Here is a 25,381-nt window from a genome sequence, read left to right as displayed (position 1 = left end):
GTCCCCTTTATTAAATACTGATACTGAATTTGTCATAGTGGGTGTTCCTATGGATAACGGTACCAGGGGTTCTTGTCTTTGGTCACAGATAATTTTAGTTTCATTCTGACTTGGATCACAAAAATTTTTAATCATATAAACATACCTTTCTTTGTTGTTTAGTTATGTTTATTCACTGATAAGTGTTTTGGAACTAGACAAAATAAACAGTTTTATAGGTACAGTGTTTTGGAAACTCAAGAATTAGTGAGGTGAATAGAATTGAAAACAATTATTGTTGGTGATGTGTCATCTATCATGGTTAGACAAGCTATCGAGTTATTAGCAGAGGAACAACAAGCGAGAAAGCAACATGAAAGATTATCTAAAGAAATACAACAAGATCAAGAACGGTTGAGAAATAAAAAACACAGGTTATTAATAAGGAAACTCAAGAGTAATTGTGGCTACTAGTAAAAGAAAAAACCTTCGTATATATCGAAGGTGTACACATTTTCTTATTTTTTCTCGTCCATTTTCTCTAATACTCTTTCTATTAATTTGGTATTTAATGATTCGTTCATTCCGTTTTTAATTGCACTTTTTATTACCCAATATAGGAAGTACATGGCAAGAAATAAAATGATAATACCTAAAAAAATAATGCCAAGGCCACCAATCAATATAAATCTCTCCAATCATTTATGATTGTAAAGTAATCCTGCGGTTCTACAAATTAAGTATAACAAAAAATGGTTTTGAATTTAGTAAACAAAATAAGCATTGTGGTTACTAAAGCAAAAAACGCCCCAAGAATGGAGGGCGTTCACATGAAGAAGCTTAGCTTAAACGGATCGTTTCTTTCTGAAAAACTCTCCTATCAAGTAAATGATGATCACAGGTATCACCGAAAGTACAGGAAATACAATATATGCTAAGATTTCCAATATTAATCTCTCCAAACATGTATTTTTTATGTTATAGAAATCTTTATCATTTATTATATAGCAAAATATTAGATTATAAAATTAATGAAACATAATAGCAAAAATATCAATTATTGATTAAAGGTCCCCCACTTGAAATGTACTAAGAAGTGAGGGCAATATAGGAGATAGCACCGTATCATATGTATATACAAATGGGTTTGATGTTTTTATAAAAATATGAAAATAATTAAAAAAGAAAACCCTAAATCGGTCACGAAAGGAGGAATGAATAAGGAGGATAAAAGTTATGAGATACTATAAATGTGCTTGATAATTTATTACTTGAGTCACCATCATAAGTGACTTAAGATACATGATATTTTTTAGAACATTATTATAATAACAATATAGATTTCTGGACAATAAAAAGTTTCATAAACTAAATATTTATTAATATATGGTATTAACTATTGAATAAAGGAATAATTTGTGATCTGAATCTGTTGATGGAGGTGTGCGGATTGAGAGATTATATTAAATTTAAAACCAACCTGAAGCAAGAAAAATACTATAAAAGCTATGTAGAAAGTTTATCACTTTGGAAGGTTCCTTTAGAATCTTACTATGTATCAACTGAGCAAGGTGAAACACATATTGTTTCGTGTGGGATTGAAGATGGTGAACCCCTAGTTTTAATACATGCGATGGGTTGCAGTTCCACAATGTGGTATCCGAATATTCAAGAGTTGAGCAAGCACTTTAAAATTTACGCAGTTGACTATTTTGGGGACCTTAATAAAAGTGTTCCTAAAAACTATCCATCAAAAATTGAAGAATGTACTATGTGGTTTGAGCAGGTTTTGGATTGTTTACATATAGAAAAATGTTATTTGGCAGGGTTATCCTATGGTGGATTTTTATCTGCTCAATTCTCTCTATTCATTCCACAAAGAATAAAAAAGATGGTATTAATGAATCCAGCTGGGACGTTCGCCCAAATTTATTCTCTATTTATTATACGAATCTTAACCTTGGCTAAATTTCCTTATCACTTTGTAGTAAAGAATTTCATGAATTGGTTGTTGGTTGAGAAAAAGACATTGGATGATCTTTTTGTATCTCAATTTCATGCTGGATTTAAACATGGTATGATGAAAGGTAAGATCCCTCCTTTTGTTATAAATGATGAAGAATTAAGAAAAATAGAGGTACCTACTCTATTGTTGTTAGGAGAAGGAGAAGTTATTTGTGATGTGCGAAAAGCCTATCAAAGAGCATCTAATTTAGTGGAAAATATTCAAGTTGAACTTGTTCCAGAAGCAGGACATCTATTAAGCTTAGAAAAACCTGAATTTGTAAATGAACAGATGATTAAGTTTTTAGTTAACCATTGATTATCACCCCTTCATTATTGTAGAGTACTTGTCCAGTTACATAAGAGGAATCATATCAAGCTAGAAAACCAAAACTTGTGCTGTAGATTTGAAATAAAGTTACGATGTTCACAAAAATGATGAGACGATATCCCCCCTTTGGAAATGGTTATCTAAAGGGGTTTTGTATATTGAAAAGAAAGACTATCTGAATAAAAAGCTGTTCAACCTTTATAGGGTGCTTTTAAGTAAATTAAAGTTTAACTAGAAATTAAATCTTCAGCAATCTGGCGCTTTTCAGAAATAATTCCGAAAAGCGTCTTTCTTTATGTATTGAGAAATCTTGTTCAAATCGGGCTAACCACAAGGGAAGTTGTTACAAGCAATCTAAATAAAAAAAGATCTGTCACAGCTCATAAATGTACATTTAGAACCATATTCTTTTTTCTGCTTTACTAATAATCTCTGGCGTACTTTCTACTTTTACGACAGTTTCCTGTGTATTATTTAAATAATGGTTGTTTAGCCAATATACAAGCCCTTCTGTATTTATCAGCAGACCGTCCTTTATTCCATTACGATATATCCAATATTTATGGTCATTATTTTTATCATATATCCAAGCATTAAATTTATCCTGAATTTTATCAATATTCTCTCCTACCTCTACAGGAACGAGAATATAATCTTTGTGTTGAAAATAATCTACTTCTATAATCATTAAAACACTTCCTTAAATATGCTGAAAATCTTGTTTGTTTTCCAATGATATAATAATCTAGGTTATATATTCAAGGACTATTAAAACTCTAACTAAGAGAGTCTTTCTTTATGTATGGCTCTTCTCGTAAAGATTGTTTCTTTAGAAAACACATAGAATAATTTACTTGGTATTATGAATGTAAGGACTTATTTTAATGAGACTGAGTATATCTTAGACATAGATACAATCAACCGAGGAGATAAAAATGAAGAAGAACAAAAAGATTATGCTGTATATTTTAAGTGCTGCAATTATGGAATTTTGCATTTTTGAATTTATAAATTCTACTCTTTACAGGGATGTCTTCAATATGGGTATATTAATTCCCTTTCTGACGACTGTGGTTTATTTCTCATACGTTTATTTGATACGGGGATCGATGAGAAAAAGGATAAAGCCATCTTTAATCATATTATTTATTATTCCTTTATTACTCTTTATCTTTTTCAGACCGACCTACACTTTTGAACAGGCTAAACAATTGGTTTATGAAAGTGGGTATGACGTGTCTGGCATTGTTGTACAGAATGAAGAAAGGTACAGAGACACGGTTCCTATATACACGGAAGATACGCGGTTCTTTATTCGTTATCGGGATTACCATTTTGAAGTGGATGGAAGGTACTTTTTAGTGAACCCTCGTTCAGGTGTTGTTAATGAGATGGAACAACCTTATTGGCACTAACCTATCAAGTTTATGGTAAAATCAATTTCGATTCCTTGTTAATTTATAAGAAATAATAACTATTCCAGTAGTATGGTAAATCCAAGAGATACTAGTATATTTGGATTGAAATCTACAATTCCATTAACCTTCACTGGATTAAGGGACATATCACGATAGAAAATGAACTAATAATGAAATTAATAACGACAATGATTAATGAGTCTATTAGTTTTTTCCCAACCTGAGAATTGTTATTCCACAATATGGTGCAAATCTGAAATACAGATCCGCGTCAATTTTTTTTGTCATGTTGTAAAAACTATAAGTTTTCCATTTATGATAAAATTAGGTAGGGAATATGAGGGTGTGCCCCTTAAACGATATGACAGTTTAGCAGAATTAGAAATGTGAATTATTAAGGAGATATTGGATTTTTATGTTTTAAATAGCTAAAATTTTATTTTCCTTGAATTCTTAATTATAAGTGTTAAATGAATTTTTTTCGTATTTTACATAAGACTTATAATTGAAAAAACACTGGATAACACAGTTGCAACCGCAAGTTGACAAATTGCATCTCCTGGAATATGGAATTTAAAGCAATGTTTTAATACAATTTAACTATTAAAAGGAAGGAGTTTATATATGACATTTAGTGAAAAACTGTTTAAATTAAGAAAAGAAAAAGGCTTATCTCAAGAAGCCTTAGCTGAGGAATTAAGCACTACAAGGCAGGCTGTTAGTAAATGGGAAAACGGGCAAGGTTATCCCGAAATCGAAAAACTACTAATGCTTGGGAATATTTTCGATGTGTCAATTGATTATTTGCTAAAAGATAATGTTGAACACAGTAAAGAAAAGGAAAAGGGATATTATGTAAGCAAAGAAATGGCAGAAGGGTATCTTCTATCTCAAGGTAAAGCTTATAAATATTTTGCCATAGGACTTAGCCTTCTTATTCTTTCAACAATACCTTATTTCGTTTTTAAACAAGATCCTTTAATCTTTACCGTCCTAATTAGTCTTCTTGCTGTATTTGGGATTGGAGCAATTACAGCAAGTTTTATGGAAGGAAATCGATATGCAATACTTCAGAAAAAAGCTTTAACATTTGATCAAAACTATATTAAAGAATTGAAAGTTAGATACGAAGATGTTAAGAAAAAGAATACCTCATTAATGATAGTTGGAGTTTGTTTTATTGTAGCAGGTGGGATATCCTTTTTTTTAGTAAAAAAAGAATTTGTGGCTTCAGATGTTCTAATGCCTTACTATCCAATATTCATAACTTTAATTGCCATTGGTGTCTACATATTAATTCGTATAATATCGAAAATAGATTCATATAGAATATTGGTTGAAAATGAGGAACATATTAATCGTTTAAATAATAAGCTGTTGAAAAAAGTGAGCAGGAAATTAGATAACAGTTTATAGAATATATAAGTAATACATTTCATATTGTACGAATAGAAGCACATACGCGACATGATAATTATGCGATGCGAAAAACGCTATATAATTGTGGGTACGTAAATGAAGAATACCTTAGAAATGGTTGGCCTCAAGGTGGGATGTTACCACGATGGTGTTGGATATACGATCATAAGAAGTGATTGGGCAAAGAACACTGTAACGTGCATTAATGATTCGTTCCCTTATTGATGTCAAGAAAAAAATGTGGTTGACATTAATTGCAAATTTATGTAATGATAAAAATAATTAAAGTGGAAAGGAACGGTACTTAAACTAATGTGGAATTAATCCTATTTTTTTAGACATTATTTAAATAGTTTATTTTTAATAAATGTTGTCTAGATAGGATTAGTCTATGCATTTTTAGGTACTATTTTTATATGCGTTATAATTGGACCATTAATATGGTTGAAATTATAGCAGGAATGATGTGTTCAAAAAAATGGTGAAGAATAATTGGAGTAAATGTGCCAATTTCTAATCTTTTTGAAAAATTGAGCCGTTTTTACTGAGCTTTTTAACATCATTACATACCTAAATATTACAGCTAATCCTCTCTAGAATTGTAGGGAGGATTTTTTATGCTATTGTTAGATGCGAATCAAATTGAAAAGTCTTATGGAGACCGTACGATATTAAATATTCAACAATTACAAGTGTTTAATGGTGAAAAAATAGGGGTTGTCGGTAAAAATGGGGAAGGGAAATCTACGTTATTGAAAATTTTAGTGGAACAACTTGAGCCAGATAGTGGAATTGTCAACGTATATTGTCCGATTGCTTATATACCGCAGCTTGAAGATCTCGAAGTTAGCGATATTCCTCAAAAATTGAATGGTCATTGGAGAATTCCTAAAGAAAGGAAGCAATTTTTAAGTGGGGGAGAAGAAACGAGAAAGAAAATAGCATCAGCTTTGTCTGCAAATGCTAAATTAATCGTTGCTGACGAGCCAACAAGTCATTTAGATGTAGAAGGAATACAACAATTTGAAAGAGAGTTAAAAGCATTTGCTGGAAGTGTCATTATTATTTCTCATGATCAACAACTTCTTAATCAAGTTTGTACCACGATCTGGGAATTGGATAAAGGAAAGGTACATTGCTATGATGGCAACTATGAAGCATATCTTGAGCAAAAGAAACATTTGAAAGATAGACAGCAGTTTGAGTACGAGCAATATGTGAAGGAGAAACAACGTCTAGAACAAGCTGCAGTAGAAAGAAGCCAAAAGTCAAAATCATTGAAAAAAGCACCAAGCCGCATGGGTAATTCTGAAGCGAGATTGCATAAAAGAAGTGTTGGTCAAAAGAAAGCGAAATTAGATAAAGGTGTCCACGCACTTAGATCGAGAATTGATCAACTTGAGAAAAAGGAAAAACCAAAGCAAGAAGAAGATATCACCTTTGACATTAGTCAGTTTAAGAAAATTCATAGCAAAAGGGCAATTGCATTTAATGAAGTAAGTGTAAAAATGGGAAATCGTTTGTTATTTAGTGACTTAAACGGTGCCATTAAACCAGGGGCAAGAGTTGCTATAATTGGAAGAAACGGTGTAGGCAAAACAACATTATTAAATATGATAGCAACAAGGCATGATGATATTTCTATTGCTAAACCTGCTTCCATAGGATATTTCCATCAAAAATTAGATAGTCTAGATGAGCATAAAACGATCTTAGAAAATGTAAAAGAATCCAGTCATTATTCAGAGCAATTTATTAGAACTGTGTTATCGAGGCTACGATTTAAACGGGAAAATGTCCATAAAAAAGTTTCCATGTTAAGTGGAGGAGAACGGGTAAAAACTGAATTAGTAAAAGTCTTTTTAGGAGATTATAATGTTCTGTTATTAGATGAACCGACCAATTACCTTGACCTTCAAACAAAAGAAGCGTTACAAATGGTGTTAACATCTTATCCAGGAACAATTTTGTTTGTAACTCATGATCGTTATTTCGTCCAAGAATTGGCGACACATATTTTACAAATTGAGCATGACAAAGGTGTTTTGAAAGATAAATTATTAGAGTCAAATGATTCTGTTGAACACCAACAAGAAGAAACGAATTTGTTAGCGGTTGAAATGGAGTTAACAGAGGTGGTAAGTAGATTATCACTAATCACAAATGAAGATGAAAAACAAATGCTTGAAGCTAGGTTTTCGAATTTACTAGCACAAAAGAAGCAGTTAGTGAATAAGAAATCTCGAAAATAGTCTTGACGGTTACCTTGGGGAGAGTTGAAACTAGAATAGAGAAGCTGGTAAACAGTGTGGATTAACCAAAAAGCAAGTGCTTATAAACGTTTGTCATCGAATTTCAGATGAAAAGATGCCCAGATTTCTAGTAGTGAACGTATCTAAAAGAAAAACAACAATTAATACAAACAGCTATTGTAAAAGAGCAATTCACAACGTGGATTGGTCTTTTATTTTGTAGGCTTTTTTCATAAACTTTGTTGCTATGGTTACCAAATTATTACCATGAAAACTCGTTTTATATGTTAGTCTTCGTTGAACAGAAGAAAAGATGTCCCGAACGTTAGTTATTATCGAATTTAGCTATTATTACGAAAAAACAACAATTTATGAGAAAACAGCGTTTTAGTAAGAAGGACATTTGGAAACTTAGTTGTAGAGTTCCATCATTAAAATACAATTCACCTTGTTATGCTTGTGTCACTATTTCTTAATACGATTACTAACAACTAAAATTATATAAAAATACCAAAATTTGAAACTATTCTATGAATTTTCCGTATATATATTAAGTTGAATAAAAAGCTATCAGATTAAGGGTAAAACTTCTTCGTTAATGGCTAGCTAAATAGAGCCTTATTTAAGGCTTGAAAGGGATAGACCTTAATTAATCACATGGAATATTGTAGAGACGGGGGCATACATGGAATTACAAGATCACTTTGTTAAAACAGTTCATTTATATTTTAAAGAAGAAGGAGCAGCTTGGTTACAAAGGCTACCTGAATTAATTCGTGATTGCGAGCAAAAGTGGCATTTGAAGATAAAAGAACCTTTTACCCTTTCGATAAATTACGTTGCCTCTGCAATTATGAATGATGAGAGGGAAGTAGTAGTGAAAATTTGCATTCCAGGAGAAGGTTTTCTTGATGAGATTGAAGCGTTAACGTTATTCGGTGGCAAAGGCATGGTTCAACTAATCGATTTCGACAAAGACAAAGGAATAATGATAATGGAAAAAATCTCACCTGGACACACTTTAGCAGAAATTGAAGATGATGCAAGAGCTTGTCGACTAGCCGCTAACGTAATCAAAAAGCTATCTATACGTGCTCCAAAGGAAACTAGAATCGCATCAACACTTGGTAGAGAAGAAAAGCTTCGGAACCTGATAAAAGAACACCCAGAAGGATTTGGCCCTATTTCGCAACATACACTAGAAGTAGCTTTGAAAGTTTTTACATATTTAAATCGAACGATAGAACAACACTTTCTCCTTCATGGAGATTTTCATCATTACAATGTTCTATCATTTACAGATGAAATATGGACAGCAATTGATCCTAAAGGGTTAGTCGGTGAAATCGAATATGATTTAATTCAATTTCTGCTAAATAAATTACCTGACCAAAACGCTTACGCCGTAGTAGCAAAAAGAGTTGATATTCTTACGCAGGAATTGAAGCTTAATAAAGAACGCTTACTGCTCTGGGGCTACTGTCATACCGTGTTAGCTACTTCATGGACAGTTGATGATGATGGAACTTATGACAATAAATTTTATCAAGCAATAGACATATTTCACAAGCTGTATGAAGCTAATTATGGAATGGAAATTGAAGCATTAAAATATGTAAACTAAAACAAATAATGAGTTGTTTCATAAGCTAAAACTTAGTTATAATTTATAACTATAAAGGACGGGTATCATGAAAGGTTATTGGGATGAACGTTTTAGTAAAGGAAAGATATGGGGAGAACTGCCAAGTAATACAGTAGAGGCTGCTACTAAACTTTTCTTGAACAATGGTGTAAAAACTGTTTTAGTACCAGGCGCAGGCTATGGAAGAAATTCGAAAGCACTTGCGACTACTTTTAAAGTGGATGCAATAGAACTTTCACAGCAAGCTATTGCTACTGCTAAAGAACAGGATAAGCAGACGACGTATATTGAAGGGTCAGTATTCGATCTACCTATTCCTCATAAAAAATATGATGGGATTTATTGTTATAATCTATTGCACTTGTTTTTGTTATCTGAAAGAGTGACATTTATTCAGAAGTGTATTGATCAGTTAGCTGAAGATGGAATGATTTTTTTAACCTGTTTTTCGAACAAAGATACTTCTTATGGTCAAGGTGTTGAGGTAGAAAAGGACACATTTGAATATAAGCCAGGAAAAGTCGCTCATTTTTTTAGTGAGGAAGACTTATTGAACCATTTCAAACATGCTGAAGTCATTCAAACAGGCTCAATAGATGAAAAGTTAGTGTATATAGATCAAACCGAAAGAACTTACAAGCTAAGATATATCATAGCTAAAAAATAGATGAAATTGAAATGTAACCTCCCTGTACATAAAGAAAAGTCAACATAGGGAGGTTATTTAAAATCTCATAAATTTTTGTTATTCAGATAACCTTCCCTCTAAATCTTGCTCTCTTGTACGACCATTGTAAAATAGTGCCTCATCTATTAATTTGTTTTCTTTCGCTGTAACCTGTTCAGCACGAAGGCGGTACACAACTGTTTTACTATTTTTAGAAGAACGATATGAAGATACGTGATGCTTTGATAGTTTATCACTAAAATAGCCTGGCACATATTTATCAAGCATGACGTGCATAGCATCGGTTGCTTCCTCAATGTCATGTACGATTTCGAGTTTACCGAAGATCATAACGCTATAATATCCAGTGCTTGTATGTGCTGGTACAGGATTTGTGATTGTACCCTGATCTTCTGCAATTGTGAAGCAAGCGTGTGGGTTTTCTTCAATGATACGTTGTTTTCTCCCTTCTTCAGCTCCGTGGAAATATATACAATCATTCATCCATACATAATTAAGTGGAACGACATACGGTAAATGACCATCTGCTAAACCTAAATACCCCGCTTTGATACGGTGACAAAATTCATTAACTTTTTGTCGATTAACACTTTCTTTTTCTTCTCTTCTCATTGTATACAATTGAAGTCCCTCCTTTTATTTAGTAAAGTAATTGTATTAACAATCTGACTATTCGAAAAGGTACAGTTTTTACATTTCACTAGGGGATAGATAGGAGGAACACATGCTTGAAGTCACATTAAACTTAGATAAGGCAAGTGATACGCCATTATATATGCAAGTGTATCAATACTTTATAAAAGAAATAGAAACTGGTAAAATTTCACCACAAGCAAAACTTCCATCAATTCGTAGCCTTGCCGACCATTTATGTGTCGGTAGAAATACAATAGAGTATGCGTATCAACAATTGATTACAGAAGGGTACGTAAGAAGTGAGCCGCGGAAAAGATTAATTGTTAACGAACTGGACAAAGATCTTCTATCTCAAATACATACCATACCTATTAAAAAAGATACGGCAGATGTTCAACAGGAAAAGCCTTTTACGTACGATTTTCGATATGGAAATGTTGACCTTGAACATATTCCTTATAAGCTATGGAAAAGACACATGAATGAAGTGTTGGCATCTAATGATGATCAGCTCATATTTTATGGTGATAAAAAAGGTGATATTCAGTTACGGCAGCAGCTTGTTCATTATTTATATCAAGCAAGAGGAATTTCTTGTACGACTGACGAGATTATTATCGGAGCTGGTATGTATCAAATGTTAAGTGTTATAAGTCAAATACTTATGAAGACAAATGATACGGTTGCCGTAGAAAACCCTTGTTATGATGGTGCACAGCGGGTTTTTGCAAATCATGGCTTTAATCTAGAAGCTATATCACTAGAAGAGGATGGTTTAAATATAGATCAACTGGCAAAGGGAAGCGCTAAAACTGTATATGTCACACCGTCACATCAATTCCCAATGGGGATGGTTCTACCTATACAAAAACGTCTTCGCCTCATACAATGGGCAAGCCATAATAATGGCTTTATTATTGAGGATGATTATGACAGTGAATTTCGTTATCAGGGAAATCCGATACCTGCATTAAAAGCACTGGATCGAGATGAACGTGTCATTTATATTGGCACTTTTTCAAAATCTTTTATGCCAGCTATCAGAGTGAATTATATGGTCTTACCAACAAGGCTATTACATATATATCATTCTCATTTTGTAACGTACAGCCAACCAGCTGCTGCACTTATTCAAAAAACATTAGCACATTTTATAGATAAGGGTCATTTTGAACGTCATATCCGGAAAATGCGTAAAGTGTATGCTCAAAAGCATCGTGTATTAATTGAAGCAATCCATAACTATATGGGTAATAAAGTGAACATACAAGGTACACATGCAGGAGTTCATGTAATTATTAGCATTCCATATCGTAATGAAACAGAGCTACATGAAAAAGCAATTTCTGCTGGAGTTAATATATATTCAGCTGAAAAATATTGGGTGGGTGAGTCAACAACAGATACCGCACATTTTATCCTTGGCTTTGGAGGGATGTCATCAGAAAAAATTGATGAAGGCATAAAACATTTAAGTAAAGTTTGGTTTGGAGATTAAATGCTTTTAGTTAAATATTAAAAACCTTGCTATAAAAATGGGTGATAGTCAAGGTTTTGGAGTATTAATCATTGTTATTAGTGCTCATGTAATATAAATAACATAAAGGCTCAAAAATGGGGGATATCAATTTTATTAAATATAATCGGTTTCTTTATATTTGTTACTACTTTACTAGTATTTTTCATCTTTACTATCAAATTAATAATCTTCTTTGTTAAAAAGAAACAATTTCCTACAAAATTATTACTTGCAACTTTGTCAGGAGCAATCTTGTTTCTTGGATTATTTGTTTATAGGAACTATTTCTTTACATTTGATAGCCTTAAGGGTGAGTCTTACTTAATTCCAGTGAGTTCTCCAACAATGAAATACACTGCAAATGCCTACTATATGCCATACGGTGGCGCAGCTGGTGGCGTGAAAATATGGGTAGATGTTACATATCATGATGAGAATGATAAAATTCAAACAGTTTATTATAGTGAAGCAAAAAGTGGTTTTTCTATGAGTTGGAATGATGAGGATATTCTATATATAAAAAATGAAAACTCAGAAGTTCCAAATTCAAGCAGAAGTATTATGTTGGAAATTGGTAAAGAGATCTATCATGAATATGGTTTAGCGTGTAAAAGTTGGTTAATGAAGGATGAGTATGAGATTTGCTATCAATATGAATAGTTATCGTGATAGCGGGTGTTTACTAGATAGTATCCATTATATAGAGGATTAAACAATATGCGAATGAATGGTTCTAATATGAAAGGATCTTTTCGTAAACTTTGTTGCTATTGTTATTAATTAGATTAGCAGGTAGTAATTTTATGCTGTTGTCTTCATATTAATGTAGAAAAAGTGTGGCTTGTAGGAAAAACAACAATTATACGAAAACAGACTTTGTAAAAGAACCTGTTTTGATCAACCTTAGATCAAAACAGGTTCTTATGTGGTTAACGTCATTAGAGTGTTTTTTAGTCCTTTGTTGGAGGTTTACTAAAAACTAGAAGAACGTTAATAGGGTTGTTTTTAATGTTGTAAATAACTACTATTGGTGAGGTAAAAGTGTTTATTAAAAGTTGTTATTGATATATTAGTTGGTATTATCATGCTCTTCTTTTAGTTTTCTTTCTTCTTCATTTGCTTTCTCAATCTCTTCTTCAGTCATTACGTCTAATTCAATTGGTACGTATGGAGAATCTTCTAACATAGCATTAAGATCTGAAGCTAATAGCCCTTCTACACCTTCTAATTTTTTACTACCGACAGCAACAATTTCTCCATCTTTTTTGACTTTGTAATGACCTTGATAAAGTCCCATAAATCTGTAAGCATCATCAATAACTGGACCTTCATAGCTCTTTAAGAAGAATAGAACTTTTTCATTTTTTTTGACAAGAGGGTCTAATTCACCTATATCATTTTGTAATAGTGTAATTGTGTCTCCTTTCGAAAGACTATTATCATGATCTCGGTAAATATCTTTAATCTGAATTGTAGATTCATAGAAGTTGATCCCCTTATAATCAAATGCCTTGCCTTCAGTTTTTACTTGCCCAACTATTACGATAGGTGTATTTTGGGCTAATTCATTCACATCTGCGAAAACCTCTGAAGGGTTAGCATCCACGCCTTGTTGACTAGGAGCTTTAGCAGGATTAGAACTTTGAATAATATTGTTACAACCTACTAATGTAATTACCGTAACCAATGCAATGAGGCATTTTTTCATGTTGATTCCTCCTTTTAATAAATACTTCTAATACCACTAATATCTCCATCACCAAGATCAACTTGACTAATATCTCTATTAGAGTTATTACTCATAATTTCAGTTGTACAACTAGTATGACTTAATCCATGAGTATGACCATATTCGTGAATGGCAGTACGTTCATATTCAACAAATCCGTACCAAGAATAATTTTTATGGTAATATTCATTTAAATATATATCCTTTGGTGAACGTGCATAATAAGCAGCACCGACCCATCCAGTATCCCCATAATCATCACTTTCTATTGCTAGATTATTTCCTCTGGATACTTCATTGAAATTAAAGAAACTAAAATGTTCGTTCCATTCTTCACCAGCGAGATCAATGCGATAACTGTAATCATAAGATCCATTCTGAGTGTACGTGAAATTAATGTTAATTTGTTGATTGTTATCATATTCCCATCCACTATAACGAGAAATCTTTTTATAGCAATTTGAGGAGGGGTGTTCATCTGTTGGAGCAGCATTTGTCGAACCTATAACTATTCCAAAAAGCATCAATATCGTCATGGCTGATAGAAATAACAATCTAACTTTAGAGTTAATACGAGAAGACATAAAATTTCTCCCTTCTAATTAAAATGGCCAACAAACTACTAACATTGTTAACATTTGAAGTAATGTCTAATTTAAATTTTCACCTCACCTTCTAGCTTTTTCTGATGTATACGATCGTTATTTTACAAAAAACACTCTTTTTAATATTGAAATAGCAAAATGATATTAAATGCCTAAGTAAGTGCTTATCCACTTTATTGACATACTGTCTATTTGTAAAGATAAAGACTCATTGACAACTCATTTGGGAGCGGAATCTTTGCTGTAATGTCCAATCACTTTGTAGAATATTTTAGTAAATTGAATTGGTAACAACATAGATCATGTCCTAGTGGTATACTGCTGAAAAAACTAAATCTGTTCATTTTAAGCTGCTTTGGAATAACAATTTGTTTTCGTACGATAACTAAACATATTGTGGTAGCTAAAATGGTTAGTATCAAATACCCTTGTCTAGCTTGTTATTCAAATTTAGTAACAATCGTGGTAGAGCTTACAATGATTGGTGTTATTTCTTTAAAGTCGGATAAAGTTCTCCCTTTAAATTTTTCTTCGGTGTGTTCTATCAATAGTGCTCCTTTATCTATTAATGTGGAATTAATATTTATTCTGTAAGAAATGGGGTGCTTTTTTGCTCGACGTTGTGGAGATGTCACATCAAAATATTTCAGATAGTAGGAGGTTGGACTAGACTTGGTTGGTATATAATCCTCCTTTAGGTGGAAGCAATAACCTGCTAAAGGCTGTTACTTAAACATTCGTTATCAAGTATAGTCAAAGGGTAACGGTACTTGGCAGTAAATTAGTATTCGTATATTAAGAAGACTAGGGGAGGATGCAGATGATTAAAAGTAAAACGCCTAGTTTTAAAGATTTAAATGGTAGACTTATCGAAGAGAGCGTCGCATCTATTGAAATGTTGCGACTTGGAAAAATTCAACAATGTGTCTTAATGAGAGGGAAGAATAAAAAGAATCCAATACTACTTTTTCTGCACGGGGGTCCAGGTACTGCCCAAATAGGTTTTGCACCGAAATTTCAAAGAGAATTAGAAGAACATTTTGTAGTAGTGAATTGGGATCAAAGAGGGACTGGTAAATCTTATGCTAGTAATATCCCAGTTTCTAGCATGAATATAGATCAGTTTTTGCTTGATCTTCATGAACTTATTGAAGAGCTACTACAGCGCTTTAAGCAAGAAAAACTCTATTTAGTTGGTCATTCATGGGGGAGTGTATTAGGGTCTCTGTTCATGTCGAAGTATCCTGAATTAATACACGCATATATTGGTGTTGGTCAAGTAGTCAATATGGTGAGAAATGAAGAAATCTCCTATGAATATACGTTACATAAAGCAAATGAAACGAATAATAAAAAAGCGCTTGAACAGTTGATGAAAATTGGCAATCCCCCATATAAAAATCAGGTAGATTTATTTTTACAAAGAAAATGGTTACGGAAATTTGGTGGCTCATTTCACAATATGTCATTAAGTAAGTTTATTCTCTCATCGATATCATTTCGTGAATATTCATTTGTCGATTTAGTAAAGTATATGGCAAATGGAGAACGTTTTTCTATTAATAATCTTTGGGATGAGTTGATGGAAGTAAATTTAATTAAACAGGCTCATACATTTAAAGTTCCAGTGTATTATTGTGTTGGGCGTTATGATTATCAGACGCCTCACGAATTAGTTGTGGATTATTTTAATATAGTGGAAGCACCCAAAAAAGAGCTTATATGGTTTGAGAATTCTGCTCATGCTCCAAATTTTGAAGAACCTAATAAGTTTTATGAAGTTTGCATGTCTGTCGCTCAATAGATTTTATTGACAAAGGTATTGAACATAATAGGGAAACCTCTATAATAATTGAGGTTTCCCTTAATTTGTTTCAATTCCATACAATTAGTTATTTTCGATCACGTTAAAATATTTCGCTTCAGGATGTGAGAAAACAATAGCCGAGACAGATGCTTCAGGTTCCATCATAAAGCCATCAGTTAAAGAAATTCCAATGTCATCTGGCTTTAATAAGCGGAAAAGCTTTCCTTGATCGTCCAAATTAGGACATGCTGGATAACCAAATGAAAAGCGTTGACCTTGATATTTGGCTGCAAAGCGCTGCTGCATTGTAAAGTCAGCTGGGTCAGGAAATCCCCATTGATCTCTCATCATTTGATGAATACGTTCGGCAAACCCTTCTGCTAGCTCAAGTGCGAGTGCTTGAATGGCATGACTTTTTAAAAACTCACCCTTTTCTTTTAACATATTTGCCTTTTCTCTCACATCAAAGCCAGCTGAAACGACGAAGAAACCAACATAATCCATTTCACCACTATCGACTGAACGAATATAATCAGCCAAACATAAATATGGCTTTTTACGTTGTCGAGGAAACGTAAAACGTTCTAGGATTATTGTTTTATCATTTGGGTCGTAAATGATGACGTCATCGTCTTTTGATTGAGCAGGGAAAAATTGATAAACAGCTGCAGTTCGTAATAGGCTAGCTGTTTTTGCTTCAAGAAGTAAGTTATCAACTACTTCTTTTAAGGCAAGTGCTCGCTCATCTTGTTCAGCTATTAACTGATCTACCTTTCCTTTGAGCCCTAAATGATGCCCTAATAACATGCGCATGTTAATATATGGCTCAAGATGACCTATAGGATAACCTTTTAAGACATGCCTTTTTAAATCATTTGGCAATGTTATTGGAATATTAGTCGCTACACTAGATTTAATTTTTTCTAATACGGCTACAGCAGTTTCTTTTTTAGTAGCTGTATTGATCTGTTTATAAGCTTCTTTCTTCGTTGCGACATCTGATAAAATCTTATTCTTTTCGTCTTCATCTTGCAGGCGGTTAACGATTGAAAGGCCATCCATCGCATCTTTCGCGTATAGGACTGGACCTTCGTATTCGGGAGCAATTTTTCGATCAGTAAATTTTCGAGATAGAGCTGCTCCACCAACTAATATAGGAATTGATATGTTTGATTGGCTCATATCTTGAGCAGTTAAGACCATTTGTTGAGCTGATTTAACGAGTAACCCTGATAAGCCGATGATATCAGGCTGTTCTTGTTGAATGGCTGATATCAGCTGTTGTGGTGTCACTTTAATTCCTAGGTCAACGACATGAAAGCCATTATTGCTTAAAATAATTTCTACAAGGTTTTTACCTATATCGTGGACATCACCTTTGACAGTTGCCAATAATACTTTCCCTTTTCCATGACCAGCTTCATCATTTGTTTCCATATAAGGCTCGAGGAAGGAAACCGAAGCTTTCATCACTTCTGCACTTTGTAATACTTCCGCTACAATCAGCTGATTGTCGTTGAAGAGACGACCGACTTCAGCCATACCTTCCATAAGAGGTCCGTTAATAATATCTAACGGTGTATCATATTTAGTTAAGGCGATTTCTAAGTCAGGAATTAAACCTTCCTTCGTACCTTCAATCACATACTCAGCGAGTCGTTCTGGCAGGGATCTATTGATGGCTGCTTTTTTCGGCTCCTTCTTCTTCCCACGATAAAAAGCTGTGAATTCAGCTAGAATGTCATCTGTTGTTTCAAATAATAAATTCTCCGCTAAAGTCACTTCTTTTTGTGGAATGGAAGCAAATCTTTCAAGCTTTTGTGTATTGACAATTGCATAATCTAAACCAGCTACTGTGCAATGATAAAGGAAAACAGCATTTAAAATTTCACGTCCTACACCAGGTAATCCGAAAGAGACGTTGCTTATGCCAAGCATTGTTAAACAATGTGGTAATTTTTCTTTAATAAGCCTAATCCCTTCAACAGTTTCCTTCGCTGAGCCTATATACTGCTCATCACCTGTACCTACAGGGAAGACCAGAGGGTCAAATATAATATTTTCTGGCTTAAGTTTATATTTATTTACTAGTAGATCATAGGAACGCTGTGCGACCTCTAGCTTCCGTTCTCTCGTTACAGCCATGCCAATTTCATCAATGGTTCCAACAACAACAGCAGCCCCATATCGATGAATAAGTGGAACGACCTTTTCAAAACGTTCTTCTCCATCTTCTAGGTTAATTGAGTTAATGATCACCTTTCCTTGTGAATAAGATAGCGCTTTTTCTATTACTGCTTCATCTGTAGAATCAATAACGAGTGGTACTTTCACCTTTTTAACAACTTCTTGAATAAATTGCTCCATATCATCTAGCTCTTCGCGGTCTGGATCAGCTAGACAAATATCAACTACGTGGGCCCCACCTTTTACTTGTGCTCTACCGACTTCAGCAGCTTCTTCAAACTTACCATCAGCAATGAGGTTTTTAAATTTTCTTGAGCCGATTACATTTGTACGCTCTCCAACTAATAACGGTCGCATAGAATCATCGTATATAAGGGGTTCTATCCCAGCTACAGTGTGTTGATGATTCCCTTCTTGGACACTTCGAGGCTTAAGACCTTCTACCTCTTTTGCAATCGCTCGGATATGTTCAGGTGTTGTCCCACAGCACCCTCCAATAATGTTTAGCCAACCATTTTTAGCAAAGCCTGCTATTTTCCTTGCTAATGATTGTGGAGACTCATGATATTGACCTTCTTCATCAGGTAAACCAGCATTAGGGTAACAGCTCACAGCTGTTTGAGATAAATGTGACAATGTGCGCAGATGGTCGGTCATAAATTCAGGGCCTGTCGCACAATTTAAGCCGATGGATACTGGTTGCATGTGCTCTAAAGATAAATAAAATGCTTCAATATTTTGTCCAGCAAGCGTTGTACCCATCGGTTCTATCGTAACTGAAACCATGAGTGGTAAGGTTTTATTTGTTAATGTAAAAGCATTGTTAATACCAAAAAAAGCAGCTTTTACATTAAGCATATCTTGACATGTTTCAAGTAATAAAAGGTCACAGCCACCATCAATTAAGCCTTTAGCTTGTGTTTCATACTCATTAACTAATTCAGAAAATGTTGTTCCACCAGTAACAGAAAGTGTTTTTGTTGTTGGTCCCATAGATCCAGCAACAAAGCGAGGCTTATCAGTAGTAGAGAAATCCTCGGCTGCTTTTTTGGCAATTTCAGCTGCAATTTTGTTTATATCATAGGCTTTATGTTCGAGTTGGTATTCATTTAGAACGAGGGGGGTTCCTCCAAAAGTGTTCGTTTCAATGATATCAGCCCCCGCTTCTAAATAAGATCGGTGAACCCAGTCAATGACATGAGGAGCTGTGATGTTTAAATGTTCGTTACAGCCGTCAAATTCTTCTCCTCCAAAATCTTCAGCCGTAAGGTTTGCTTCTTGAAGCATCGTCCCCATTGCTCCATCAATTATTAAGATTCGCTTGTTGATCTCTTGTTGAAAATGCTCAAAGCACATGATGAATCTTCCTTTCTCTTACTCCATCTTTTTTACGGATATAGTTTGTTAATGCTACAGTCATGTCATAGCGTAAAAATGGTGTAATTAAATAGATTCCTTTAAAATATTCCATAGCCGTATCTATTAACTCCTGTGCAATTTTCACACCTTCTGCTGAGCATATTTCTCTATCGTCTCCACAGCTCTTCATACGGTGTAATATGTCATCAGCAAGCTTAATACCAGGAACCTCATGGTGTAAAAATTGGGCATTACGATAGTTTGTTAACGGCATAATACCAAGAAAGATAGGAACTTGTAAATGCTTGGTCGCTTTATATATTTGGATTATTTGCTCTTGGCTAAACACAGGCTGACTAATAAATGAATCAGCACCGAATGCGATTTTCTTTTCAAGCCTTTTTACGGTTGGTTCTAAATGACGGACATTTGGGTTAAAGGCAGCTGAAACACCGAAGTTCGTCTGTAGTTTTAATGACGTTCCTGAGATAGACTGTCCGTTATTAAATTGTTTGATCATTTGTATTAATTCAAATGATGAAACATCATATACTGAAGTAGCACCAGGAAAATTACCAACCTTAGTCGGATCACCAGTTACAGCCAATACTTGATTAATACCAAGTGTATGAATACCCATAATATGTGATTGAAGTCCTATGATGTTTCGATCACGACAAGTAATATGAACGAGAGGGCGTATATTATATTTTTCTTTTAAAATTGAAGCAACTGCAACATTACTTATGCGTGGAGTTGCTAGAGAGTTATCTGCTAAGGTAATCACATCAACCCCAGCCTGTTGAAGTGCTTGTGCACCTTTAAAAAATGTATCTGTGTCCAAATGTTTCGGTGAATCAAGCTCAACAATGACTGTGCGTCTAGATTGTACCATTTCGTGTAAATGGGGTTCAGCAGTAACGGTAGGCTTACTGACTGAAATTGGTTTACGTTCCTTTACACGTTTTTCATCAATTGGAGTTAAACCATTTAGTGCTTTTCTCATCGCCTCAATATGCTTTGGTGTCGTTCCACAACAACCACCTAACAACCTAACTCCTTGCTCGCGCATGCTAATAGCAGCGTCTGCAAAATATTCAGCATCAGATTCATAGATCAGCCTTCCATCAACTAAGTCTGGTAAACTTGCATTAGGGTAGGCAGAAAGGTAAGCATTGTTAGGCAAAGGAACTTGCTCAAGTGACTTAATCGTATGATAAGGACCGAGTCGGCAGTTTGTTCCAATCACATTTGCTCCAAGTTGCTCGAGCTTTGAAAATGCTTCATGTAATGGGGTACCGTCCTGTAGTACACCAACTTCATGCATAGACACTTGGGCAATGACTGGTTTAGTTGTTCTTTTCCTTACTTCTTGCAGTACGGTGTATAGTTCTTCAATGTCATAATAGGTTTCTAGTAAGATTCCATCAACATTTGCTTCTAACAGTGCATCAAGCTGTTCAATAAAAGCCTCTTTAATTTCCTCAAGTTCGGCAATACTTTTCCTTACGCCACGAATTCCACCTATTGTTCCTAATATATAATGCTCGTCACTTTTCCCGATGGAACGCTTTGCTATTTGAACTGCAGCTTTATTAATTTCTGTTACTTTATTTTCAAGGTCGTATCTAGCTAATTTAACACGATTTGCTCCATACGTATTAGTTTGGATAACATTAGCTCCTGCTTGAATATATGCTTCATGTACTTGTTGGATTCGATTTGGTTGAGTGAGGTTAAGTTCCTCAAAACAATAGTCGACACCGTATGAATAGAGGAGTGTCCCCATCGCACCATCAGCAATTAAAATGTCATTTTTTAAACGTTCTAGTAGTTTCATAGGCTCACCTTATACTCTGAATGATGTGTTGGAAGTTGATCTAATGCTTGTGAGAAATCTGCTATAAGATCAAGAGGGTTTTCAAGACCAACAGATAGTCGCAAAAGTCCGTCAGTGATTCCTCTTTTATTTCTTTCTTGAGCTGGCATAGCTGCATGCGACATTTTTGCTGGATAGGATAGAATGGATTCAACAGCACCTAAGCTAACGGCGAATACTGGTATTTTTATATACTTTGAAACAGTACGTACACTTTCAGCATCCTTTAACTTAAAAGATAATACAGCACCTGGGCTAGTAGACTGTTCTTGTTGAAGGGAATATCCTTCATGGTCAGTTAAACCTGGATAGTAAACCTCCTCAACTTTAGGGTGTTGTTGTAAAAATTGTGCAAGCTGTAATGCACTTTGCGAAGATTGTGTCATGCGGACGTGCAATGTTTTTATGCCCCGTAAGACGAGCCAAGCATCTTGAACCCCAAGGACGGCACCGAATGCATTTTGAATAAAGGCAAGTTGATTGGCTAACTGCTCATCTTTGACAACGGCTAGCCCTGCGATGACATCACTATGTCCTGATATGAACTTGGTTGCACTATGCAAAACGATATCTATACCTAAATCCAATGGTCGCTGTAAAATTGGTGTCATAAACGTATTGTCTAAAAATGTGAGGCAACCTTGTTTTTTAGCTAGTGTGACAATCGCTCTAATATTAGTCACTTTAAGTAAAGGGTTTGACGGTGTCTCAATATATATTACCTTCGTATTTGTTTGGATAGAGTCTTCAACTTCCTGTAGGTTCGTCATGTCTACAAATGTGTGATCGATGCCGAATTTTGTTAGTACCTCTGTTACAACCCGAAATGTTCCACCGTACACATCCTCGCTTATGAGTACATGATCACCTTTTGATAACAGCATAAAAGCACTTGATATGGCAGCCATACCAGAGGAAAAAGCGAAGCCTCTCACACCATTTTCTAATTCAGCTATCGTCTCTTCTAAAGCTTCACGGGTAGGATTACCAGAACGACTATAGTCATATTTTGAAAAATTTTCTAAATCAGCTTGATGAAATGTTGATGCATGCTGAATCGCAACACTTACTGCACCTGTATGAGGATCTACTTTATGCTTATTATGAAGTAGCTTAGTTTGATCAGAAAATGAATTAGACATATGTGTTCACCCCTTCCTTAGCTGCTTTTAATGCTGATGTAAGATCATCTATGAGATCATCAGCATTCTCGATACCAATTGAGAATCTTAATAAGCGATTGCAAATTCCGTTTGCAACTCTTATTTCTTCAGGTATATCTGCATGTGTTTGTGTAGCTGGATAGGTGATGAAGCTTTCAACACCACCAAGGCTTTCAGCGAAAGTGATAAGGCGTAAGTTTTGTAAAAATGGATTAACCCATTTTTCATTTCGTATTTTAAACGACAACATGCCACCACGCTGTGGATAATAGATTTCTACAATATCTTCATGCGCTTTCAAAAATGAAGCAATTTTTTTTGCATTTTCTTCATGCTGTTTTAGACGTAAATGGAGAGTTTTCATTCCACGGATGAGTAACCATGAATCAAAAGGTGATAACACAGCACCAATTGCGTTATGGTAATTACCAAGTTGAGCAGATAGCTCATCTCCTTTTGAAACAATTAACCCTGCTAGCACATCGTTATGACCCCCCAAGTATTTTGTTGCGCTATGGATGACAATGTCTGCCCCTTGAGTTATAGGTTTTTGTAGCAGTGGAGTATAAAATGTATTGTCCACGATTAATAACAAATCATTTTCCTTTGCAACCTTTGCTGCAATTTTTAAGTCAACCTCTTGCATAAGTGGATTTGTTGGAGTTTCTATAAATAACGCTTTCGTATTGCTATTTATTAATTCTTCTATAGCATTTATGTTACTAAAATCAGCATAGTGAAAAGTAAAGCCATTTCTTCGAAAAGATTCTTCAAATAACCGGTATGTTCCTCCGTACAAATCATGTGTAACGATCAGCTCATCTCCCTGCTCAAAGAGAGCTAAAACTGTTTGAATCGCAGCCATACCTGAACTACAAGCAAAGCCTTGATCACCTTCCTCAAGCTGTGCTATTGCCTGTTCGACAATTTGTCGAGTTGGATTACCCGTTCGAATGTAATCATACCCTGTAGACTCACCTATACCTGTGTGACGGTAGGCTGTTGACAAATAGACAGGTGGATTGACCGTCCCAGTAATATTTTCACTTCTGTTTCCAATTTGGGCACATGCTGTTTCGATATTTATTTTCGTCATATAAATTCCTCCTCATTTCAATTGATTTTCTATACTTGTTTAAAGTGGTAAAGTTTTGTGGTAGTTTTAGAACGTTAAGTACGGACTTATAAATCTATAAAAGAGTAATAAAAAAAACCTTCTGATAAGAAGGCTTTGAGTTTAATCATCAGCTCTCCTTATCTTCCAAGCGAAAAGTATATACATTTCGCTTGCTGGATTTAGCACCTGACCATAAATATGGCTGGTTGCTGAGGTTTCAAAGGGCCAGTCCCTCCACCTCTCTTGATAAGATGAATTGTTTATTTATCTTAGTTTTTAAGACTCCTACCTCTAAAAGAAGGAGCTACCGGATCACGTGGGATACATTTACCACCTGATTCATTTTTAAGTTGAATGAGTTAATGTATTAAATATTGATTGCATATAAATTTACAATAGATTTGACTGTTTTGCAAGATATTTTTAGAATTTTTTTATAAGTTAAAAAATGGTATGATCAATATATACTATGTTCAACAAGGATAAAAACTACAGAAAATAATTAGGTAAATTGTATGCAGGTGGTGTGTTATATATGAAAACCTTTTTAATAAGGTTGACTACTTTTTCAGCTTTGTGGGGAGGGTTTCTCTATGTAGAAGTATCTCATTCAACAAGGTGGTACATATCCATTTTGGTTTGTGCTTTGTCGTTCGTCTGTTTCTTTTTCATCCCTATTGTTAAAAAAAAGATAATATTCTATTTTCTGCTTCTTTGCATGTTGTTTGTTTCGAGTGTTTTGTTTATTCAAGACGAAAATACATTTAGTAAATTACTATTTTTGTATATAACGATAGATGCTATTTCATTATTATCACAAAAGCAATATCAACTATTTTCAGTTGTTAGTGTCGGTTTAATGGGTATGCTGCTGATTTTTACTAATGCTATAAATATTGAATTAGTTGTTATACTCATATTTTGTTATTATTTGAGTATTTTGTTAAATAAAAAAATGACGGAGACCAATTATAAACAAGACATGTATGAGGAGCTTTTAGGTGAATATCGAAATCTAAAACGCATTAGTTTACGAAATGAACGGGCAGCTCGATTAGAAGAAAGAACAGGAATTGCTCGTGAGATTCATGATTCGGTCGGTCATAAATTAACAGCATTGCTTATGCAAATCGAAATACTTTCGATGAAAGAAAAACGACAGGAATATGGAATTTTGAAAGAACTTGTTCGTGAAAGTTTAGAAGAAACGAGGCATGCGGTTAAAACACTAAAAGATGAGGAATTTGAAGGTCTGTCGTCAGTGCTTCAATTAATTAGAAAGTTAGAATCAGAGAGTCATATACTCGTGCATTTTACGACAAAACAAGGAGCTTTATCTGTGAGCTTATCCAATCAACAAAGCGTTACTTTATATAGAGTTATACAAGAGGCACTAACAAATGCGATGCGTCATGCACAATCTCGTGAAGTATTTGTAACAATTGGTAAATCAGCTGTTGGAGATCTTTATTTTGAAGTGACGAATAAGATTTTTAAAACTGAATCTTTTACTATAGGATTTGGACTAAGTAACATGCGGAAACGTGTTGAAGAGCTAAATGGGGATATAAACTTCAATCAAACAGAGTCTCATTTTGTAGTTAAAGGATCATTTCCTGTATATGCAAAGGAGGTTATATAAAT

The 25,381-nt window shown here is 34.3% G+C and carries 20 protein-coding genes and 1 riboswitch; of the genes, 11 read left to right on the top strand and 9 right to left on the bottom strand.

All coding sequences use genetic code 11. The features are described 5' to 3' along the window. Positions 1 to 261 precede the first annotated feature (261 nt). Entirely contained in the window at positions 262 to 453 is a 192-nt protein-coding gene (locus SLH52_RS19245; protein ID WP_320210870.1) for a hypothetical protein, read from the top strand. A 44-nt stretch (positions 454 to 497) separates the two neighbouring features. Here SLH52_RS19245 and SLH52_RS19240 read toward each other — a convergent pair whose 3' ends face one another. Further along, complete coding sequence (locus SLH52_RS19240) at positions 498 to 662, bottom strand: hypothetical protein (protein WP_320210869.1); 165 nt, start codon at positions 660 to 662, stop codon at positions 498 to 500. 767 nt (positions 663 to 1,429) lie between these two features. Here SLH52_RS19240 and SLH52_RS19235 point away from each other — a divergent pair. After that, entirely contained in the window at positions 1,430 to 2,302 is an 873-nt protein-coding gene (locus SLH52_RS19235) for an alpha/beta hydrolase (RefSeq protein WP_320210868.1), read from the top strand. A gap of 406 nt (positions 2,303 to 2,708) precedes the next feature. On the opposite strand, the gene SLH52_RS19230 is transcribed toward SLH52_RS19235, so the two are convergent. After that, positions 2,709 to 3,002 (bottom strand): hypothetical protein, encoded by a 294-nt coding sequence (locus tag SLH52_RS19230; protein WP_320210867.1) that lies wholly within the window; start codon positions 3,000 to 3,002, stop codon positions 2,709 to 2,711. 421 nt (positions 3,003 to 3,423) lie between these two features. On the opposite strand from SLH52_RS19230, the gene SLH52_RS19225 reads away from it, so the two are divergent. The 5 genes from SLH52_RS19225 to SLH52_RS19205 all read left to right on the top strand — a co-directional run bounded on the left by SLH52_RS19225 (position 3,424) and on the right by SLH52_RS19205 (position 9,715). Then, positions 3,424 to 3,729 carry a hypothetical protein gene (locus SLH52_RS19225; RefSeq protein ID WP_320210866.1) on the top strand — a complete coding sequence of 102 codons (306 nt, stop codon included), beginning with the start codon at positions 3,424 to 3,426 and terminating at the stop codon, positions 3,727 to 3,729. A gap of 627 nt (positions 3,730 to 4,356) precedes the next feature. Further along, on the top strand, positions 4,357 to 5,148 hold the full coding sequence (locus SLH52_RS19220) for a helix-turn-helix transcriptional regulator (RefSeq protein ID WP_320210865.1): 792 nt from the start codon (positions 4,357 to 4,359) through the stop codon (positions 5,146 to 5,148). A 620-nt stretch (positions 5,149 to 5,768) separates the two neighbouring features. Continuing rightward, on the top strand, positions 5,769 to 7,403 hold the full coding sequence (abc-f, locus tag SLH52_RS19215; RefSeq protein ID WP_320210864.1) for a ribosomal protection-like ABC-F family protein: 1,635 nt from the start codon (positions 5,769 to 5,771) through the stop codon (positions 7,401 to 7,403). A gap of 685 nt (positions 7,404 to 8,088) precedes the next feature. Next, entirely contained in the window at positions 8,089 to 9,027 is a 939-nt protein-coding gene (locus SLH52_RS19210; RefSeq protein WP_320210863.1) for an aminoglycoside phosphotransferase family protein, read from the top strand. 67 nt (positions 9,028 to 9,094) lie between these two features. Then, positions 9,095 to 9,715: a class I SAM-dependent methyltransferase gene (locus SLH52_RS19205; protein WP_320210862.1), complete on the top strand. Its 621-nt coding sequence runs from the start codon at positions 9,095 to 9,097 to the stop codon at positions 9,713 to 9,715. A gap of 78 nt (positions 9,716 to 9,793) precedes the next feature. Here the strand turns inward: SLH52_RS19205 and SLH52_RS19200 are convergent, their stop codons facing one another. Then, a complete protein-coding gene (locus SLH52_RS19200; protein WP_320210875.1) occupies positions 9,794 to 10,348 on the bottom strand; it encodes a pyridoxamine 5'-phosphate oxidase family protein in 555 nt (184 codons plus the stop codon). 112 nt (positions 10,349 to 10,460) lie between these two features. Here SLH52_RS19200 and SLH52_RS19195 point away from each other — a divergent pair, with 112 nt between their 5' ends. Together SLH52_RS19195 and SLH52_RS19190 are read left to right on the top strand one after the other, a co-directional pair. Further along, on the top strand, positions 10,461 to 11,870 hold the full coding sequence (locus SLH52_RS19195) for a PLP-dependent aminotransferase family protein (RefSeq protein WP_320210861.1): 1,410 nt from the start codon (positions 10,461 to 10,463) through the stop codon (positions 11,868 to 11,870). A 273-nt stretch (positions 11,871 to 12,143) separates the two neighbouring features. Beyond that, entirely contained in the window at positions 12,144 to 12,551 is a 408-nt protein-coding gene (locus SLH52_RS19190; protein ID WP_320210860.1) for a DUF5412 family protein, read from the top strand. 409 nt (positions 12,552 to 12,960) lie between these two features. On the opposite strand, the gene SLH52_RS19185 is transcribed toward SLH52_RS19190, so the two are convergent. Beyond that, entirely contained in the window at positions 12,961 to 13,599 is a 639-nt protein-coding gene (locus SLH52_RS19185) for a hypothetical protein (RefSeq protein WP_320210859.1), read from the bottom strand. 14 nt (positions 13,600 to 13,613) lie between these two features. Beyond that, the gene (locus SLH52_RS19180; protein WP_320210858.1) at positions 13,614 to 14,204 is read right to left on the bottom strand and encodes a matrixin family metalloprotease; all 591 of its coding nucleotides are present in this window, start codon (positions 14,202 to 14,204) and stop codon (positions 13,614 to 13,616) included. Between the two features lie 841 nt (positions 14,205 to 15,045). Here SLH52_RS19180 and SLH52_RS19175 point away from each other — a divergent pair. Further along, positions 15,046 to 16,029, top strand: coding sequence for an alpha/beta hydrolase (locus tag SLH52_RS19175; RefSeq protein WP_320210857.1), 984 nt, complete (start codon positions 15,046 to 15,048; stop codon positions 16,027 to 16,029). A gap of 84 nt (positions 16,030 to 16,113) precedes the next feature. On the opposite strand, the gene metH is transcribed toward SLH52_RS19175, so the two are convergent. From metH to SLH52_RS19155, 4 genes are read right to left on the bottom strand one after another with little or no spacing between them, the layout of a single operon-like run. After that, entirely contained in the window at positions 16,114 to 19,575 is a 3,462-nt protein-coding gene (metH, locus tag SLH52_RS19170) for a methionine synthase (protein WP_320210856.1), read from the bottom strand. Next, on the bottom strand, positions 19,565 to 21,418 hold the full coding sequence (locus SLH52_RS19165; protein WP_320210855.1) for a bifunctional homocysteine S-methyltransferase/methylenetetrahydrofolate reductase: 1,854 nt from the start codon (positions 21,416 to 21,418) through the stop codon (positions 19,565 to 19,567). Before SLH52_RS19165 ends, metH begins: the two co-directional genes overlap by 11 nt. Then, positions 21,415 to 22,599, bottom strand: a complete 1,185-nt coding sequence (gene metC, locus SLH52_RS19160) for a cystathionine beta-lyase (RefSeq protein WP_320210854.1) — start codon at positions 22,597 to 22,599, stop codon at positions 21,415 to 21,417. Before metC ends, SLH52_RS19165 begins: the two co-directional genes overlap by 4 nt. After that, positions 22,592 to 23,716 (bottom strand): methionine biosynthesis PLP-dependent protein, encoded by a 1,125-nt coding sequence (locus SLH52_RS19155; RefSeq protein ID WP_320210853.1) that lies wholly within the window; start codon positions 23,714 to 23,716, stop codon positions 22,592 to 22,594. The genes metC and SLH52_RS19155 overlap by 8 nt, the downstream gene beginning before the upstream one ends. Positions 23,717 to 23,871: 155 nt before the next feature. After that, a riboswitch (SAM riboswitch) is annotated at positions 23,872 to 23,990 on the bottom strand. A 282-nt stretch (positions 23,991 to 24,272) separates the two neighbouring features. Between SLH52_RS19155 and SLH52_RS19150 the strand changes: the two genes are divergently transcribed. Next, the gene (locus SLH52_RS19150) at positions 24,273 to 25,379 is read left to right on the top strand and encodes a sensor histidine kinase (RefSeq protein WP_320210852.1); all 1,107 of its coding nucleotides are present in this window, start codon (positions 24,273 to 24,275) and stop codon (positions 25,377 to 25,379) included. Positions 25,380 to 25,381: the final 2 nt, after the last annotated feature.

The organism is Cytobacillus sp. IB215665, from assembly GCF_033963835.1.
Taxonomy (GTDB): Bacteria; Bacillota; Bacilli; order Bacillales; family SM2101; genus Nanhaiella.
This window is presented reverse-complemented; position numbering and strand designations above follow the sequence as displayed.

What these genes read in the sequence shown, in the direction of transcription:
- SLH52_RS19150 (WP_320210852.1), top strand. Translation starts at nt 24,273, where the DNA reads ATGAAAACCTTTTTAATAAGGTTGACTACTTTTTCAGCTTTGTGGGGA.
- SLH52_RS19200 (WP_320210875.1), bottom strand. Translation starts at nt 10,348, where the DNA reads ATGAGAAGAGAAGAAAAAGAAAGTGTTAATCGACAAAAAGTTAATGAA.
- abc-f (WP_320210864.1), top strand. Translation starts at nt 5,769, where the DNA reads ATGCTATTGTTAGATGCGAATCAAATTGAAAAGTCTTATGGAGACCGT.
- SLH52_RS19185 (WP_320210859.1), bottom strand. Translation starts at nt 13,599, where the DNA reads ATGAAAAAATGCCTCATTGCATTGGTTACGGTAATTACATTAGTAGGT.
- SLH52_RS19225 (WP_320210866.1), top strand. Translation starts at nt 3,424, where the DNA reads ATGAGAAAAAGGATAAAGCCATCTTTAATCATATTATTTATTATTCCT.
- SLH52_RS19220 (WP_320210865.1), top strand. Translation starts at nt 4,357, where the DNA reads ATGACATTTAGTGAAAAACTGTTTAAATTAAGAAAAGAAAAAGGCTTA.
- SLH52_RS19155 (WP_320210853.1), bottom strand. Translation starts at nt 23,716, where the DNA reads ATGACGAAAATAAATATCGAAACAGCATGTGCCCAAATTGGAAACAGA.
- SLH52_RS19210 (WP_320210863.1), top strand. Translation starts at nt 8,089, where the DNA reads ATGGAATTACAAGATCACTTTGTTAAAACAGTTCATTTATATTTTAAA.
- SLH52_RS19195 (WP_320210861.1), top strand. Translation starts at nt 10,461, where the DNA reads ATGCTTGAAGTCACATTAAACTTAGATAAGGCAAGTGATACGCCATTA.
- metH (WP_320210856.1), bottom strand. Translation starts at nt 19,575, where the DNA reads ATGTGCTTTGAGCATTTTCAACAAGAGATCAACAAGCGAATCTTAATA.
- SLH52_RS19180 (WP_320210858.1), bottom strand. Translation starts at nt 14,204, where the DNA reads ATGTCTTCTCGTATTAACTCTAAAGTTAGATTGTTATTTCTATCAGCC.
- SLH52_RS19165 (WP_320210855.1), bottom strand. Translation starts at nt 21,418, where the DNA reads ATGAAACTACTAGAACGTTTAAAAAATGACATTTTAATTGCTGATGGT.
- metC (WP_320210854.1), bottom strand. Translation starts at nt 22,599, where the DNA reads ATGTCTAATTCATTTTCTGATCAAACTAAGCTACTTCATAATAAGCAT.
- SLH52_RS19175 (WP_320210857.1), top strand. Translation starts at nt 15,046, where the DNA reads ATGATTAAAAGTAAAACGCCTAGTTTTAAAGATTTAAATGGTAGACTT.
- SLH52_RS19230 (WP_320210867.1), bottom strand. Translation starts at nt 3,002, where the DNA reads ATGATTATAGAAGTAGATTATTTTCAACACAAAGATTATATTCTCGTT.
- SLH52_RS19205 (WP_320210862.1), top strand. Translation starts at nt 9,095, where the DNA reads ATGAAAGGTTATTGGGATGAACGTTTTAGTAAAGGAAAGATATGGGGA.